At 68.2% G+C, this 16,306-nt stretch carries 11 protein-coding genes; 3 read left to right on the forward strand and 8 right to left on the reverse strand.

Translation table 11 applies throughout. The features are described 5' to 3' along the window. The first annotated feature begins 140 nt into the window (after positions 1 to 140). Both AC56KL_RS15065 and AC56KL_RS15070 read left to right on the forward strand, forming a co-directional pair. On the forward strand, positions 141 to 1,193 hold the full coding sequence (locus tag AC56KL_RS15065; protein WP_497180968.1) for a sensor histidine kinase: 1,053 nt from the start codon (positions 141 to 143) through the stop codon (positions 1,191 to 1,193). A gap of 1 nt (position 1,194) precedes the next feature. Further along, positions 1,195 to 1,950: a LytR/AlgR family response regulator transcription factor gene (locus tag AC56KL_RS15070; RefSeq protein ID WP_497180969.1), complete on the forward strand. Its 756-nt coding sequence runs from the start codon at positions 1,195 to 1,197 to the stop codon at positions 1,948 to 1,950. A gap of 22 nt (positions 1,951 to 1,972) precedes the next feature. Here the strand turns inward: AC56KL_RS15070 and AC56KL_RS15075 are convergent, their stop codons facing one another. The 5 genes from AC56KL_RS15075 to AC56KL_RS15095 all read right to left on the reverse strand — a co-directional run bounded on the left by AC56KL_RS15075 (position 1,973) and on the right by AC56KL_RS15095 (position 10,434). Then, entirely contained in the window at positions 1,973 to 4,303 is a 2,331-nt protein-coding gene (locus tag AC56KL_RS15075; RefSeq protein ID WP_497180970.1) for a hybrid sensor histidine kinase/response regulator, read from the reverse strand. Beyond that, positions 4,296 to 5,783 (reverse strand): sensor histidine kinase, encoded by a 1,488-nt coding sequence (locus tag AC56KL_RS15080; RefSeq protein ID WP_497180971.1) that lies wholly within the window; start codon positions 5,781 to 5,783, stop codon positions 4,296 to 4,298. The genes AC56KL_RS15075 and AC56KL_RS15080 overlap by 8 nt, the downstream gene beginning before the upstream one ends. Before the next feature lie 19 nt (positions 5,784 to 5,802). After that, the gene (locus AC56KL_RS15085) at positions 5,803 to 6,288 is read right to left on the reverse strand and encodes a response regulator (protein ID WP_497180972.1); all 486 of its coding nucleotides are present in this window, start codon (positions 6,286 to 6,288) and stop codon (positions 5,803 to 5,805) included. Continuing rightward, complete coding sequence (locus AC56KL_RS15090; RefSeq protein ID WP_497180973.1) at positions 6,269 to 8,803, reverse strand: sensor histidine kinase; 2,535 nt, start codon at positions 8,801 to 8,803, stop codon at positions 6,269 to 6,271. The genes AC56KL_RS15085 and AC56KL_RS15090 overlap by 20 nt, the downstream gene beginning before the upstream one ends. A 137-nt stretch (positions 8,804 to 8,940) precedes the next feature. After that, positions 8,941 to 10,434 (reverse strand): aldehyde dehydrogenase, encoded by a 1,494-nt coding sequence (locus AC56KL_RS15095; protein ID WP_497180974.1) that lies wholly within the window; start codon positions 10,432 to 10,434, stop codon positions 8,941 to 8,943. A 130-nt stretch (positions 10,435 to 10,564) separates the two neighbouring features. On the opposite strand from AC56KL_RS15095, the gene AC56KL_RS15100 reads away from it, so the two are divergent. Continuing rightward, positions 10,565 to 12,028, forward strand: a complete 1,464-nt coding sequence (locus AC56KL_RS15100) for a high affinity choline transporter 1 (RefSeq protein WP_497180975.1) — start codon at positions 10,565 to 10,567, stop codon at positions 12,026 to 12,028. 82 nt (positions 12,029 to 12,110) lie between these two features. On the opposite strand, the gene AC56KL_RS15105 is transcribed toward AC56KL_RS15100, so the two are convergent. The 3 genes from AC56KL_RS15105 to AC56KL_RS15115 form a co-directional block, all read right to left on the reverse strand. Further along, entirely contained in the window at positions 12,111 to 13,256 is a 1,146-nt protein-coding gene (locus AC56KL_RS15105; protein WP_497180976.1) for an ankyrin repeat domain-containing protein, read from the reverse strand. A 148-nt stretch (positions 13,257 to 13,404) separates the two neighbouring features. Then, positions 13,405 to 14,847 (reverse strand): aspartate aminotransferase family protein, encoded by a 1,443-nt coding sequence (locus AC56KL_RS15110; protein WP_497180977.1) that lies wholly within the window; start codon positions 14,845 to 14,847, stop codon positions 13,405 to 13,407. Between the two features lie 40 nt (positions 14,848 to 14,887). Continuing rightward, entirely contained in the window at positions 14,888 to 16,258 is a 1,371-nt protein-coding gene (locus tag AC56KL_RS15115; protein ID WP_497180978.1) for a glutamine synthetase family protein, read from the reverse strand. Positions 16,259 to 16,306: the final 48 nt, after the last annotated feature.

Genomic DNA, 16,306 nt, shown 5'->3' on the forward strand with positions numbered 1-16,306 from the left:
CTGCGCGCCGCCGGCGTCGCCCAGCCGCCATCCGGATACCGGATTCCGCATTTCGCACCATGGCAGTCCCGCTGCGCCCGCTCCGGGGCGACACTAGCGACATGAATACATCGCCTTCAAAAAAACCCCGGCTCAGCCTGATGTGGCGCGTCTACATCATCGCCTGGCTCGACTACGGGGTCTTCCTGTCGCTCGCCGAACAGCTGGACCAGCTCACCCAGGGGAGCTTCGATGCCGGGCGCGCCTTGCTGACCTTCGCCAGCCTGGTTCCTTCGGCACTCCTGCTGGCGCTGGTCTGGCCGCTGACCGGCTACCTCGAGCGCAAAGCCTACCGTCCGTCCAGGCTGATCTTTACCCATCTCGGGGCGGCCAACCTGTTCGCACTGCTGTCGCAGGGAATGTTCTGGCTCCTGTTCCCCACCGGGAAACCGCTCAACTGGTATGTCTGGCCGCTGCTCTACCAGGTGATGACCTACCTGCTCGGCGCCGGCATCTTCCACCTGATCCGCGCGAACCAGGCGGCGCACCGGCAGGCGCTGGCCATGAAGGACGCGCAGAACCTGGTGATTGCGTCGGAACTGAGCGCGCTGCGCAACAAGCTCAACCCGCATTTCCTGTTCAATACGCTGCACTCGATCATTGCGCTCACCCAGCGCAACCCGGCGGCCGCCGAGACCGCGCTGTTCCAGTTCTCGGACATGCTGCGCTACGTGCTGGACACGGAACGCCATCACAGCGGCAGCGGCAGCGACCGCGTGACCTTGAGCGCGGAACTCGATTTCGTGCGCGACTACCTGGAACTGGAACAGCTGCGCCTGGGCGAACGCCTGCACGTCGAATGGGACCTCGACGAGGACGCGGGCGACCACCTGCTGCCGGCCCTGTCGCTGCAGCCGCTGGTCGAGAACAGCATCAAGCACGCCTTCAACCCGCACAGCCGGCCGGGCATCCTGCACATCGCCACGCGGCGCGACGCCTCCACCGGCGCCCTGGCCATGACGGTACGCGACACCGGCCCCGGGGCCGACCCGGCGCTGATCAATAGTTCGTCCGGCCTGGGCCTGCGCACCATCGAACGGCGCCTGCAGCTCGACTACGGCAGCCGCGCCACGCTGCGCGTGCAGAGTGCGCCGGGCGCCGGCTTCAGTGTGTCCGTGACCATTCCCGCCGAGCGCGAAGAAAGCTACGCATAAGATGAACACGATCCTGAAAACCGCCTTTTTCGCGGAAGACGAACCGCTGGCGCGCGACGTGCTGCGCGACGCCATCTACGCCCACCCCTCCCTGCGCCTGGTGGGCGAAGCGGCCGACGGCGCCAGCGCGCTGGCGCAGATCTCCCGCCTGCGGCCGGAAGTGGTGTTCATGGACATCCAGATGCCCGAGATGACGGGGCTGGAAGTGCTGCGCCGGCTCGACTACCTGCCGAGCATCGTGTTCACCACCGCCTACGACCAGTATGCGGTGACGGCCTTCGAACTGAACGCCGTGGACTACCTGCTCAAGCCCTTTACGCAGGCGCGCTTCGCGGCCGCCGTGGCGCGCCTGCTGGAGGGGCCGGTCCATGGCCGCGAAGCGCTCGGTGCGGCACTGGCCCAGGCCACGGGCGCGCAGGCGGCGCCGGCGCGGCTGGAACGCATCCTGGTGCGCGACCGCGGCCGCATCTTCCCGCTGGCAGCAAGCGAGATCGCGTACCTGAAGGCCGATTCCAAGTACACGGTGATCGTGGCGCGCGGGCAGAACTTCCTGGTGCGGATCGGCATCTCAGAACTCGAGGCCCAGCTCGACCCGGCGCGCTTCGTGCGCATCCACCGTTCGGCACTGGTCAACCTCGATTTCGTGGAATCGATGCGGGCGGACGACCAGTCGCAGTTGCAGATCCACATGCGCGACGGCACGGTGCTGGGAGCGAACCGGGACGCCTCGAAGATCCTGCGCGATATGGCCTTCTAAGCGGGCGATCCAAGCGGGCGATCTAGCGGGCCAGGTGCCGGCCGAGCGCATCGAGGATTTCCTGCGGACTGACCGGCTTGACCAGGTGCTCGTCGAAGCCCGCTTCCAGCGTGGCGCTGCGGTCTTGCTGCTGGCCCCAGCCGGTGACGGCGATCAGCACCATGTCGCGGCTCCAGTCCTGCGCACGCACCCAGCGCGCCACCTCGAGCCCGTTCGCATGCGGCATGCCGATATCGAGGACCAGCGCATCCGGCCGCCATTGCTCCGCCATCTGCATCGCTTCACGGCCATCATAGGCCACCTGCACCGGATAGCCTTCCAGCCGCAGCACCTCGGCCAGCAGGTCGGCCGCATCGACGTTGTCGTCGGCCACCAGCAGCCGTGCGGCGGCGCCGGCCGCGGGCGTAGCAGCCGCGCCGACCGGTTCCGCCACGGTGGCGGGGTCCATGCAAGGCAGTTCGATGCGTATCGTGGCGCCGCGCCCCGGGCCTTCGCTGATGGCCTCTACCCTGCCGCCGTGCAGGTCGACGAGTTTACGCACCACCGCCAGCCCGATTCCCAGGCCTTCCGGTCCGCCGCTGACTTTCGACTGTCCCTGCGAGAACATCTCGAACACCGACTCGATCTGTTCCGGCGCGATGCCCGCGCCGGTGTCGGTCACCGTGACCACGGCCCACCCGTCGCCGCTTTCCGCACGGACCGTGATCGCGCCGTGCGCCGGCGTGAACTTGGCGGCGTTGTTCAGCACGTTGCTGATGACCTGGCTCAGCCTGACCTCGTCGCCCTCGACCATGATGGGCAGCGCCGGCAGTTCGAAGCGGATGTCGTGGCCGAGCGACTCGATCAGCGCGCGCGTGCTCTCGTAGGCCAGTTCGATGGTGCGCCGCAGGTCGACCGGGCGCTTCTCGAGCGCGATGCGGTTGAGGGTGATGCGGCTCAGGTCGAGCAGGTCGTCGAGCAGGCGGCCCATGTGGCGGGTCTGGCGGGCGATCACGTCGCGCGCCTTGCCGATGGTGCCGGGCGAGGCCACATGGCGCAGCATCTCGACCGAGTAGCCGATCGCGGCCATCGGATTGCGCAGCTCGTGCGCCAGCACCGACAGGAACTCGCTCTTCTGCCGGTTCGCCTTTTCAAGTTCGCGCTGCACATCCTTCAGGGCGCTGACGTCCATGACGGCCGCGACCGTGCCGCGCACCCGCCCCGAGGCATCGAACAGCGGCGCCGCATTCACCAGGATGCTGAGCGAACGGCCGTCGTCGAACTGGACGTCGAGCTCCTCGCCACGCACCGGCCGGCCGAGCCGCGCGGCCACCCGCATCGGCCAGTCTTCCGGCTCGAGCGGCTTGCCTTCACGCAGGTAGAGATAAGGACGGTCCTCCGTGCCGAGCCGGTTGTACCCGGCACCGTGGCCGATGCCGAGCAGTTCCGAGAAATACGGCGTGACGGAGATCTGCCGCGCTTCGGCGTCGTGGCTGACGGCGATCCCGACCGGCAGGACGTCGAGGATGGTCTGCAGCTCTTCCTGCTGCTTGCGCTGCGCATCCTTCGCCATCACCTCGGCCGTGACGTCGCGCAGGGTGCCGATCACCAGGCGCGCCCGGCTGCCGTCGTGCTGCAGCAGCTTGGCGCTGCCGGCGATCCAGCGCAGCTGCCCGTCCGCACCCAGCACGCGGAACTCGGCGGCGACGCGGCTGGCCCCACCCAGGACCGTGTCCCACAAGGCCCGCAGCCGGTCCGTGTCGTCGGGATGGACCTGGGCCAGCGCCTCCGTGGGCCCGGCGTGCACGAAACCCGGCGGGTGGCCGAACATCGGCCCAACCTCGATCGAGCAGGACAGCTGCGCGCTCGCCAGGTCGACCTGCCAGGTCGCCATCCCCGCCGACTGGAGGGCGACCTCGAGCCGGGCCTTGGCCAGCGACTCGCGCGCCACCGATGCCTGCAGCCGTTCGCGGTTGCTCACCCGTTCGAAGCAGGCCTGCACGGCGAAAGGCACGCGCGGATAATGCTTGGGCGTCTTGGTGATGTAGTCGTCCAGCCCCTCTTTCATGGCGTCGACGGCGACTTCCTCGTTGCCGCTGCCGGTGAACATGATCACCGGCGCCGAGGGGTAGCGCCCCTTGATCTCGCGCAGGACTTCGGTGCCGACCGTCCAGCGCAGCCGGTAATCGGTCACTGCGACGTCGAAGCCGCCCGCGTCCAGCCTCTCGGCGAGGGCGGCGGCGTCGCTGATGTGATGCACCTCGACCGCTTCGATGCGCAGCCTGAGCTCGCGCTCCACCAGGGCCCGGTCGTCGGGATTGTCGTCGATGAGCAGGACCCGCAGCGGTCCTTGGGCGGCCGGGATGTCAGGCACTTGGCAGCTCGATCCAGAAGTTCGACCCGATGCCGGGCGCCGCCTCGACACCCACGCTGCCGTTCATGCGCTCGACCCCTTTCTTGACGATGGCCAGGCCGATGCCGGTGCCCGGATATTCTTCTTCGCCGTGCAGGCGCTCGAACACGTTGAACACGCGCGCCCTGGCTTCGTCGGCCATGCCGATGCCGTTGTCCTGCACCTCGATGCGCACCGCCCGTCCGCGCGAGCGCGCCACGATCTGCACCGCCGCGTGGGTGTCGGGCCGAACGAACTTGACGGCGTTGCCGAGCAGGTTGCCCAGGGCCTGCACCAGCACCGCACGGTGCGCCCGCACCATCAGGTCCTCGGACACGTCGACCTGGATGTCGGCCGCCTGGTAGGCCGGCTCGCCCTGCAGGACCGCCTGGGCGTCGCGCACCACGTCGCGCAGCGGCAGGACGTCGATGCTGATCTCGGCGCGCGACAGGCGTGCGAACTCGAGCAGGTCGGACACCATCAGGTCGATGCGGCGCGCGATGGCGTTGATGCGGTCGACGTACTGGTCGAAGTTGCTGAAGTCACGCGCCGACAGGTCCTGGCGCAGCGCGGCGGCGTAGCCCTGGATGGTGCGCAGCGGCTCGCGCAGGTCGTGCGAAACAGAGAACCCGAAGGTCTCCAATGCCTCGTTGGCTTCCTGCAGTTGCCGGGTACGCTCGATGATGCGCTGCTCGAGCTCGGCGTTCAGGCGGTGGATCTCGGCGCCGGCCCGGCGCAGCGAGGTGGCGTCTTCGACGATGCCGTCGATGGCGTCGTGGCCGTTCACCTTCACCCGCACCAGCTTGACGACGTAGAAGCGTCCGGCCTCGTCGCTGGCGCCGAGTTCGGTCTGCAGTTCGGCGCTGTCGGATACCGCCTGCAATTGCGGCAGCCGGTTCCTGACCTGGTCCAGCAGCGGGTGGCGCAAAGAATCCGGGGCGCTGGGATCGCCGCCCAGCATGGTCCAGAAGGCGCGGTTGGCGTCGATCAGCTTGCCATCGAGCGACATGCGGAACACGCCCAGGTGGATGTTCTCCAGCAGGGCCGCCAGCCGGGTTTCGGAGCGGATCGCGCGGGCGCGGATCTCGTTGCGGTCGAGGCAGGTGCGCACGGCCACCGGCAGGCGCGCGTAATGGCGCGGGCTCTTGATGACGTAGTCGTCGAGCCCGAGCTTCATGGCCTCGACCGCGATTTCCTGCGTGCCGGTGGCAGTGAACATGATGACCGGCAGCTGGGCGTCGAAGGACTTGACCTGCTTGAGGATGTCGAGGCCGGTAATCCAGCGCATCTGGAAGTCGGTGATGACGAGATCGCAGCGCAGGCCGGCCTGGAGTTCGCGCTCCCAGCCGGCGCGGTCGCCCACTTCGCCGATGGCGCAGCCGGGCAGGTGGCGTTCCAGCTCGCGCCGCGCCAGCGCGCGGTCATCCGGGTTATCGTCGAGCAGCAGTATCGTCAGTGTCATCGTGGGTCCGTGCCCGCCTTCATTGCCGCGCCATGGCGACTGCCGGCGGAACGGTCAGGTTGTTCCTGAACCAGTACAGGTCGAGCACGCCGAGCAGCTGGACCAGGCCGTTGAAGGCCACCGGCTTTTGCAGGTAGGAGTTGGCGCCCAGCGCATAGGCTTTCTGGATGTCTTCGTCCTCGCTCGAGGAGGTCAGCACCACCACGGGCGTCGTGTCCAGCTCCGGCCGGCTGCGCACCCAGCGCAGCACTTCCAGGCCGGAACGCTTGGGCAGCTTCAGGTCGAGCAGGACCAGCGCCGGCAGCGGGTGGCGTTCGCGGTCGCCGAAGTGTCCGCTGCCTTCCAGGTAGGCCACGGCCGCGTCGCCGTCGTCCACGACCTGCATCGACGCCGGCAGGGCAGCCTTCTTGACCGCGCGCCGCGCCAGCAGCACGTCGTCGGGATTGTCCTCCACCAGCAGCAGGACCGGCAGCCCCGCCCCGTCGTCATGCAACGTGTTTTCCATCCACTCCCCCTTGTCGTTCGTCGGCCGCCGGCATGGTCAGCTCGAAGATGCTGCCGCCCTCTTCACGCGCGATGATCCGTACCGACCCATCGATACGCTCGAGGCCCTTCTTCACGATCGCCAGGCCGATCCCGGTGCCGGGATAGCGCTCGTGGCCGTGCAGGCGCTCGAACACCCCGAACACATGCTCGCGGTGTTGCGGTGCGATACCGATGCCATTATCGGCGATCGACAGCCGCACCGCCATTCCGTCCCGCGCGCCACCGACGTGGATGTGCGGCGCCACGCCTTTGTCGACGAACTTGATCGCGTTCGACACCAGGTTGGCGACGACCTGGACCAGGATGGTGGCGTTCGCCCACACGGCCGGCAGGGGGTAGTCGACGTCGATCCGGGCGCCGCTTTCGTCGGCCTGGGCTTCCAGGTCGCGCAGCACCGTCTTGACCACCGTGCCGAGGTCGACCCGTTCGAAGTACAGTTCGGCGCGCGACAGGCGGCTGTAGGCCAGCAGGTCGGTGATGAGCTGGTCCATGCGCACCACCGCGGCCACGATGCGCCCGGCGAACATCCTGCCGTCTTCGGACATGCGCTCGCCATCGTCCTCCAGCAGGGCGGTGGCGAAGCCCTCGACGTTGCGCAGCGGCGCGCGCAGGTCGTGCGCGACGGTGTGGGCAAAGGCGCGCAGCTCGGCATTGGCTTCGGCGATCCGGGCGGTGCGTTCCTCGACACGCTGCTCGAGCAGCTGGTTGGCCTCGATCAGCTCGCGCTGGACGGCCTTGATCTGGGTGACTTCCAGCAGCGCGACGACGATGCCCTGCAGTGCGCTGCCGTCGAGCACCGGATAATAGCTGGCCAGCCAGTCGCGCTGCGGCGTCGACGCCGTCGCCGGCATGCTGAACTCGACGCCGGCGACCTGGCGGCGCTCGCGCACGACCTGCTCCAGCGCCCGGCTGACCCGTTCTCCCAGGGGCGCCGGCAAGACCTCCGCCGGCGCCTTGCCGACGACGGCAGGCTTGGGCATGGCGCTCACTTCCGCCAGCGCATCGTTGAGCTCGGCCAGGCGCAGGTTGGCGTCGACCAGGCCGAGTCCGACGGGGACGGCAAGGTAGATGGTCTCGATCTGCGCCAGCCGGCTGCTCAGGGCCAGCTCGGACTCCTTGCGTGCATGGATATCCTCGACAATGCCGTACCATGCCACGATGGCGCCCGTGTCGTCGCGGCGCGGATTGGCGCGCGAGCGCAACCAGCGCCCCTGTCCATCTGCGGCCCGGACGCGGAATTCGAAGTCGAAGGGGTCGCCGGAGGCAATGGCATGCGCCCATGCCCGCATCATCGCGGGGCGGTCCTCGGCGAACACGGCATCCGCCCAGCCGGCCCCGAGGACGGCATCGCGCGCCTGCCCGGTCAGCGACAGCCAGCGCTCCGAGAAACGCTCGATGGCGCCGTCGGGCGTGGCCCGCCACGGTATCTGCGGGTTGAGTTCGATCGTATAGCGGTAATTGGCTTCCGACTCGGCAAGCGCGCGCGCCCGCGCATTGCGTTCGGTGACGTCGCGTACGACCAGTACCGTGCCCGTTGCCGCGCTGCCCTGCGGCTGGATCGGCGCGGCGCTCAGTTCGATGGCGTATTCGCGTCCGTCGCCCGCCGCCAGCACGGCGTGCTCGCCGCCGTCGCCGATGGCCTCGTCCAGCGCGACCGGCTTGCCGCTGCCGCGCTCGCGGAAGCGCAGCAGCTGTTCGAGCCGCATGCCGGCGCCGCGGGCCTCGGGCGTGCCCGTGAGTTCCTCGGCCACCCGGTTCATCAGGCTCACATTGCCTTGCGGGTCAGTGGCGATCACGCCGTCGCCGATGCTGCGCAAGGTCGCGTCGAGCCGCGCGCGCTCGGCCAGCAGGCGCGCCGCGTCGCGCGAGGAGATCACCCATAACAGCACCACCAGGAATACCGCGACGCCGGCCGTGGTCGCGAACGCGATGATCAGCTCGCGGCGCCCGGCCTCGACGCGGTCCTGGCGCTCGTGCAGCAGGCGTTCTTCCTCGGAGCGGATCAGGCTTGCCTGCGCCAGGATGCGCTCCTTGAAGGCCTGTCCGGATTCGAGCATGGCGATGTCGGGCGCGCGTCCGGCGCGCTTTTCCCGCATGACGCGCTCGAGCAGGTCGAGGCGCGTCCGCAGCGCATCCTCGAGGACGCGCAGGGCCGCCAGCTGGCGCGGATTGTCGCGGATCAGGGCGCGCAACTGCGCCACCTCGGGCAGTACGGTGTCGCGGGCCTGGCGGTAGCCGGCCAGGAAGCGGTCGTTCCCGGTGATCAGGTAGCCGCGCTGGGCGGCCTCCGCTTCGCTCGTCAGCGTCATGGCGGCCTGCACGTGCTCGAGCACCTCGCGGGTATGCACGACCCATTGCCAGGCATCGGCCTGCTTGCGGATGCCGCGGGCCAGCACGCTCAGGGCAATGCTCAGCAACAGCAGGCTCAGGATGGTGGCGATGGTGACGGGCGCGCGCAGCTTGAATTTATTCATGAGAAACCTTTTGCCGCCCCCCCGCAGAAACGGCAGTCCGGGGATCGTGATGCGGCCTAGGATACACGAGCGGACCAGGACGCCGCGCGCATGTCACGGCGGCAGTTGGCGCTGGAAATGGCGGGGCCAGGCAGCGTTTATGCCTGACCGATCTGGATCCAGGTCGTCTTCAGTTCCGTATATTTGTCGAAGGCGTGCAGCGACTTGTCGCGCCCGTTGCCCGACTGCTTGTAGCCGCCGAAGGGCACCGTGATGTCGTCGTTGTCGTACTGGTTGACGTGCACGGTGCCGGCCCGCAGGGCGCGCGCGGTGCGGATCGCCTTGCTCATGTCCGAAGTCCACACGGCGGCGGCCAGGCCGTAGGGCGTGGCGTTGGCCTGGCGCACCGCATCGATGAGGTCGGTAAAGGACAGCACCGACAGCACCGGCCCGAAGATCTCTTCGCGCGCGATGCGCATGCCGGAGTCGACGCCGTCGAACAGCGTCGGCGCGATGTACAGGCCGCCGCTGTCCTGGCGCGCCGGGCCGCCGCCAGCGAGAAGGCGCGCGCCTTCCCGCTGGCCGTCCTCGATATAGCCGAGCACCGTCTTCATCTGGACCGGGTCGACGATCGCGCCCATCACCGTGTCCTCAATGAGCGGGTCGCCTGGCGCGTAGCGCGGCAGCAATGCCAGGGCCTTCTCCAGGAAAGCATCCTTGATCGACGCTTCGACGAACAGGCGCGACGGCGCGTTGCAGCTCTCGCCCTGGTTGAAGTAGATCGAGCCGATCGCGCTTTCCACCGCGGCATCGAGGTCAGGGCAATCCGCGCACACGATGTTGGCGGATTTGCCACCCAGTTCGGTCCAGGCGCGCTTGAGGTTCGACTGCCCGGCCATTTGCACGATCTGCCTGCCGGTGCGGGTCGAGCCGGTGAAGGCGATGCAGTCGACATCCATGTGCAGGCCGAGCGCGCTGCCGGCCTCGTTGCCGTAGCCGGGCAGGACATTGAACACGCCGGGCGGCACGCCCGCCTCCAGCGCCAGCTCGGCCAGGCGCAGGGAGCTCAGGGGCGCCTTCTCGGACGGCTTCAGCACCAGGCTGTTGCCGGCGGCCAGCGCCGGGCCGATCTTCCAGGCCGCCATCAGCATCGGGTAGTTCCAGGGGATGACCGCCGCCACCACGCCGACCGGTTCGCGGGTGACCAGGGCCAGGCTGTCGGTGCCGGTGGGCGCCACCTGGTCGTAGATCTTGTCGATCGCCTCGCCGTACCAGCGGATGCAGTTCTGGGCCAGCTGCACGTCCACGCTCAGGCTGTAGCGGATCGGCTTGCCCATGTCGAGGGTTTCCAGCAGCGCCAGCTCGTCGCGGTGCGCCAGCATCAGGTCGGCGAAGCGGATCAGCACGCGCTTGCGGTCAGCGGGCGCCATGCCGGCCCAGCGGCCGTCCTCGAAGGCCCTGCGCGCGCTTGCCACGGCGGCATCGGCGTCCGCCGCGTCGCAGCGCGCCACCTCGGCCAGCTGGCGGCCGTCGATGGGAGAAAAACAATCGAAACGCGCCCTGGTGCGGGCGTCGACGCGACATCCGTCGATGAAGGCGCGGCCGTCGATGGCGAGCTTCGACGCCCGGTCATGCCAAGATAGGGTCCCCATGTCGGTTTCCTTCCCTGTTGAGCAACACTCGATGCCAAATACTAGCAAAGTTGATCCAAGGGCCGAATTCTGCCTTTATAATCGCGAATTTTCCGCCCGATAACTTTCCCTCCTTCGGAGCCTGCACCGCATGAACACCACTTTGATCGTTTTCGTCGCGCTTTACCTGCTCGGCACGCTGGGGCTCGGGATGTGGGCGGGCACGCGGATCAAGAATACCGCCGACTTCGCCGTGGCCGGCCGCAGCCTGCCGCTGATCATGGTGATCACCACCACCTTCGCCACCTGGTTCGGCGCCGAGACGGTGATGGGGGTGCCGGCCAAGTTCGTGCAGGGCGGCCTGAACGCCATCATCGAGGATCCGTTCGGCGCCGGCATGTGCCTCATTCTCGTCGGCCTGTTCTTTGCCAAGAAGCTTTACAAACTTAACCTGCTCACCATCGGCGACTATTATCGCCAGCGCTACGGCAAGGGCATCGAGATCTTCTGCTCGGTGGCGATCATCCTGAGCTACCTGGGCTGGGTGGCGGCGCAGATCACGGCGCTGGGCCTGGTCTTCACCGTGCTGACGGGCGGCGCGATGTCGCCGGCGGCGGGCATGATCGTCGGCACCCTGGCCGTGCTGATCTACGTGGTGGTGGGCGGCTTCCTGGCCGTGGCGATCACCGATTTCGTCCAGATGATCGTGCTGGTGGTCGGCATGGCCATCATCGCCGTCTTCGCGGCCGACCTGGCCGGCGGCGCCGACAAGGTGCTGGCCATGGCGCAGCAGGCCGACCTGTGGCGCGTGCTGCCGGAGCCCAGCTTCACCGACATCGCCTTCTTCGTCGGCGCGGCCGTCACCATGATGTTCGGCTCCATTCCGCAGCAGGACGTGTTCCAGCGCGTGATGTCGGCCAAGGACGCACCGACCGCGCGCACCGGCGCCGTGATCGGCGGCGCCAGCTACATCCTGTTCGCCTTCGTGCCGATGTTCATCGTGGCCGCGGCGGTGGTGGTGATGGGCAACTCGGCGATGGAGATCGCCCAGAACGACTACCAGCGCCTGCTGCCGACCTTCATCATGACCAAGATGCCCCTGATCATGCAGATCCTGTTCTTCGGCGCCCTGCTGTCGGCGATCAAGAGCACCTCGTCGGCCACCCTGCTGGCGCCATCGACCAGTTTTGTCGAGAACATCCTCAAGAACCTCAGGCCCGGCATGAGCGACAAGCAGAACCTGCTGGCCATGCGGATCACCATCGTGATCTTCGCGGCCCTGGTGCTGATGTATGCGATCGCCATGGAAGGCACCTCGATCTACGAACTGGTGTCGAGCGCCTACCAGGTGACCCTGGTCGGGGCTTTCGTGCCGCTGGTGATGGGCCTGTACTGGAAGCGCGCCACCACCCAGGGCGCGATCGTCTCGATCGGCGCGGGCATCGTGACCTGGCTGCTGTTCTTCGAAGGCGTGACCACCTGGGGCGAACACTTCCCGGGCCAGCTGGCGGGCTTGCTGGCGGCCTTCGCCGGCATGTTCGCGGGGTCGCTGGCGCCGCAGGTCTTCCGCAACGGCGGGGAGGCGACGGAGCATATCGCAGGGGCGAGCGCCTGAGCTGACACTGTTCAGCGGAATGGGATCCCGGCCTGCGCCGGGATGACGGTGTTGAAGCTGGCAAGCGGAGATGGTCTGGCGCTCAGCCCGCCCGGCGCGGCTTCATCGCGGCCAGCAGGGCCGTCATCTTGCGCTGTTCGGCCAGGGCGCGCGGCGTGTCGCCGGTGCTCGAGGGCAGGTCGGGATCGGCGCCGAGCTGCGCCAGCAGCACCGCCACCTCCGGCTGCTGGTTGACGGCCCACATCAGGGCCGTGCTCTGCTCGCTGTCACGCGCATCGATGTCGGCGCCGCGCTGCACCAGCAAGCTCACCAGGCCGGCATGGCCGCCGGCCGCCGCCAGGTGCAGTGCGGTCAGCTCCAGTCCGTTCGACGCGGAACGCCGCCGCACGTCGGCCCCGCGCGCAACCAGCGCCTTGGCCGCATCGGTCCTGCCGTCGCGCGCCGCTTCCATCAGGGGCGTGAAGCCGATCGGGTCGGCTGAGGCGATGTCGGCGCCGGCGTCGAGCAGCGCGTGGATCATCGCCACGTCGCCGCGGCGTGCGGCCAGGCCCAGCGCCTGGCGGCCGGTCGCGTCGAGCGCGTTCACCTCGGCGCCGTTCGCCAGGGCCTGCCGCAGGGCCGCCGTATTGCCGGCCGCGACCGCGTCGAACATCGGCGCGTTCTTCGGCGCCACCGGCAGGCGCCGCCCGAGGTAGTCGACATAGCGCGCCACCAGGGCCTGGTGCCCGCGGCGCATGGCGACGTCGAGCGCATTGCCGTGCCCGTACAGGGTGGCGTCGATGCCGCGCGCCAGCAGCAGTTCGGCGATCGCCTGGTCGCCGTAGAAGGTGGTCCAGTTCAGGGCCGAGTCGCCCATCTTGTCGGTCAGGTTCACCTTGGCGCCGGCCTCCAGCAGCAGCCTGACCATCTCGGCGTCGCGGTTGTTCACTGCCATCATCAGGGCCGTGGCCTTGTAAAAGGTGGCGTGGCGGGCATCGGGGTCGGCGCCGCGCGCCAGCAGCAGGCGTGCGACGTCGTGACGCCGGGTGACCACGGCCAGCACCAGCGGCGGCGACTGCTTGTCGGTGCCTGCCACCATCGGCGACATCCCGCCGTCCAGCAGCGCCTCCACCTTCGCCCTGTCGCCCGCCTTGACCGCCGCGGCCATGTCGGCGTAGTCCGCAGCGGCCGCCATTCCGGTTCCGCACAGCAGCGCCAGCACGGCGCCCGCCAGGGTCTTCCTGATCATCGCTTTCCCCTAATTTTTCCCAAGGGAAATTGTATCCGTAGGGGAGGCATTTGGCGCGGCGCAGGCGTCTACCAAAAGGCAGACAGGCATGCGATGCCGGCGTGCCTGCCAGGCTGCCCACATTGCCGGAAACCGGCGCCGCCGGGCTTCAGTCCATCCACCCCCGTCCTGCTACTTCCTCCAGCGTCAGGTCCAGGCAATAGCCGATCCGCTCCGCCATCTCGTCGATCTGCGCCGTCGTGATCGACAGCGGCGGCGCCACGATCATGCGGTCGCCGACCGCACGCATGATGACGCCGTTGTCGAACATGTGCTTGCGGCAGACCATGCCAACCGCGTGCAGCGACGGGAAAGGCTCGCACTCGTGCACGGTGGCGCCCTTGCGCCGCACCAGGTTCAGTCCCGCCGCCAGGCCGCAGGTTTCGGCATGGCCCACCAGCGGATGCGTCGCCAGCGCGGCAAAGCAGGCCTTCAGGTGCGGCCCCGTCTCCAGCGCGACGCGCTCCACCAGGCGCTCGCTTTCGATGATGCGCAGGTTCTCCAGCGCCGCCGCGCAGGCCGCCGGGTGGCCGGAATAGGTGAAGCCGTGGTTGAAGTCGCCGCCCTTCTCGATCAGGGCATGCGCCACGCGACTCCCCACCAGCACCCCGCCCAGCGGCACGTAGCCGGAGGTGACGCCTTTGGCAAAGGCGATCAGGTCGGGCTGGAAGCCCATCAGCTGGCAGCCGAACCAGGCGCCCAGGCGGCCGAAGCCGCAGATGACTTCGTCGGACACCAGCAGGATGTCGTACTTGTCGCAGATGCGCTGGATCTCGGGCCAGTAGGTTGCGGGCGGGATGATCACGCCGCCCGCGCCCTGCACCGGCTCGCCGATGAAGGCGGCCACCCGGTCCGGGCCGACTTCGAGGATTTTCTCCTCGAGCCATCCGGCCGCCGCCAGGCCGAACTGCGCTTCGCTCATGCCGCGCCCGCCCTCGGCATAGTTCGGCTGGTCGATGTGCACGATGCCGGGAATCGGCAGTCCGCCCTGCGCGTGCATGCCGGGCATGCCGCCCAGCGACGCCCCGGCCATCGTGCTGCCGTGGTAGGCGTTGCGGCGGCTGATGATGACCTCGCGACCGGGCCGGCCGGCCAGCTGCCAGTAGCGCCGCACCATGCGCACGATGGTGTCGTTCGCCTCCGAGCCGCTGCCGGTGAAGAACACGTGCTGGAAGGAGGCTGGCGCGAGGCTGGCCAGCAGCGCCGCCAGCTTCACGGCGGGCACGTTGGTGGTATTGAAGAAGCTGTTATAGAAAGGCAGCTGCAGCATCTGCGCATGCACCGCGTCGGCGATGCTGGCGCGGCCGTAGCCGGCATTCACGCACCACAGGCCGGCCATGCCGTCGATGATCTTGTTGCCGTCGGAATCCCACAGGTAGACGTCGTCGGCGCGCACGATCACACGGGCGCCGCGCTCCCTCAGCGCGGCGTGGTCGGTGAAGGGGTGCAGGAAGTGCGCCGAGTCCAGCCGCTGCAGCTCCTGGGTGTCATAGTTCTCTTGCGCCTCGGGTGCGCTGACGCGCAGCGAGGCGACCGGGGTATTGGTGGTCATGTTCGGCTCCGATGCATGTGGACCCGGGCTGGGCGCCCCCTCAGACGTGCAGCAGCAGGTGTTCCCGCTCCCACGGACTGATCACGCGCATGAACTCCTGGTGCTCGAGGTCCTTCACCGCAGAGTACACGTCGATGAAGCGCTCGCCCAGCACGTCGCGCAAACGGTCTTCGCGGCGCAGCAGCGTGATCGCCTCGGACAGGCCTTGCGGCAGCTCGACCGGCATGTCGTAGGCGCTGACTTCGACCATCTGGCTCGGCTCGACGGCATCGAGCATGCCCAGGTAACCGCAGGCCAGCGTGACGGCCAGCGCGAGGTAGGGATTGGCGTCGGCGCCGATCACGCGGTTCTCGATGCGCCGGTCCTGGGCGCCCGACACCGGCACCCGGAAGCCCACGGTGCGGTTGTCCGGCCCCCACTGCAAATTGATCGGCGCGGCCGAATGGCGCACGATGCGGCGGTAGGAATTCACGTAGGGCGCGATGATGGCCATCGCCGAGGGCATGTAGCGCTGCAGGCCGCCGATGTAATGGCGGAAGGCCGGTGCCTCGGTGCCGTCAGGGTTGCTGAAGATGTTGCGCCCGGTTTCCAGGTCGACCACGCTCTGGTGCACGTGCATCGCCGAGCCCGGTTCGTCCGCCATCGGCTTGGCCATGAAGGTGGCGTACATCTCGTGCTTGAGCGCGGCCTCGCGCAGGGTGCGCTTGAAGTAGAACACCTTGTCGGCCAGGCCGAGCGGGTCGCCGTGCAGGAAGTTGATCTCCATCTGGCCGGCGCCGATCTCGTGGATGAGCGTGTCGACGTCGAGGTTCATCATCTCGCAATAGTCGTAGATGTCCTCGAACAGCGGGTCGAACTCGTTGACGGCGTCGATGCTGTAGACCTGGCGGCTGGTTTCGGCGCGTCCGCTGCGGCCCACCGGCGACGTGAGCGGCAGGTTGGGGTCGATGTTCTTGGCGGTGAGGTAGAACTCGAGTTCCGGCGCCACTACCGGCTTCCAGCCGCGCTCGGCATACAGCTTGAGTACGCGGCGCAGCACGCTGCGCGGCGCATAGTCCACCAGGCTGCCGTCGGCGAAATAGCAGTCGTGGATGACCTGGGCAGTCGGGTCGACGGCCCAGGGCACCATGGTGATGGTGGTGGGGTCGGCCTTCAGGATCATGTCGCGGTCGGTGGCCGCGATGGCGCGGTTGTACGATTCGTCGCGCTCGGGGGTGTTGCCGGTAACGGTCATGCCCAGCACCACTTCGGGGATGCGCATGCCGCGGTCATTGGTGAACTTGGTGCGCGGCAGGATCTTGCCACGGGCGACGCCGGTCAGGTCGGGGACCAGGCATTCGATTTCGGTGACCCGTTTCGCGTTGAGCCACTCCTCCATGTCGGTGTAAGAAAAATTGTCGCGGATTGCCATGATTGCCTCTCTGTCTGTCTGGATCGGTGCATACGGCCACAGGGCCGC

The sequence above is a fragment of the Telluria sp. ZB4P34 genome (assembly GCF_059686055.1).

What these genes read in the sequence shown, in the direction of transcription:
- AC56KL_RS15065 (WP_497180968.1), top strand. Translation starts at nt 141, where the DNA reads ATGTGGCGCGTCTACATCATCGCCTGGCTCGACTACGGGGTCTTCCTG.
- AC56KL_RS15070 (WP_497180969.1), top strand. Translation starts at nt 1,195, where the DNA reads ATGAACACGATCCTGAAAACCGCCTTTTTCGCGGAAGACGAACCGCTG.
- AC56KL_RS15080 (WP_497180971.1), bottom strand. Translation starts at nt 5,783, where the DNA reads ATGACACTGACGATACTGCTGCTCGACGATAACCCGGATGACCGCGCG.
- AC56KL_RS15085 (WP_497180972.1), bottom strand. Translation starts at nt 6,288, where the DNA reads ATGGAAAACACGTTGCATGACGACGGGGCGGGGCTGCCGGTCCTGCTG.
- AC56KL_RS15090 (WP_497180973.1), bottom strand. Translation starts at nt 8,803, where the DNA reads ATGAATAAATTCAAGCTGCGCGCGCCCGTCACCATCGCCACCATCCTG.
- AC56KL_RS15095 (WP_497180974.1), bottom strand. Translation starts at nt 10,434, where the DNA reads ATGGGGACCCTATCTTGGCATGACCGGGCGTCGAAGCTCGCCATCGAC.
- AC56KL_RS15100 (WP_497180975.1), top strand. Translation starts at nt 10,565, where the DNA reads ATGAACACCACTTTGATCGTTTTCGTCGCGCTTTACCTGCTCGGCACG.
- AC56KL_RS15105 (WP_497180976.1), bottom strand. Translation starts at nt 13,256, where the DNA reads ATGATCAGGAAGACCCTGGCGGGCGCCGTGCTGGCGCTGCTGTGCGGA.
- AC56KL_RS15110 (WP_497180977.1), bottom strand. Translation starts at nt 14,847, where the DNA reads ATGACCACCAATACCCCGGTCGCCTCGCTGCGCGTCAGCGCACCCGAG.
- AC56KL_RS15115 (WP_497180978.1), bottom strand. Translation starts at nt 16,258, where the DNA reads ATGGCAATCCGCGACAATTTTTCTTACACCGACATGGAGGAGTGGCTC.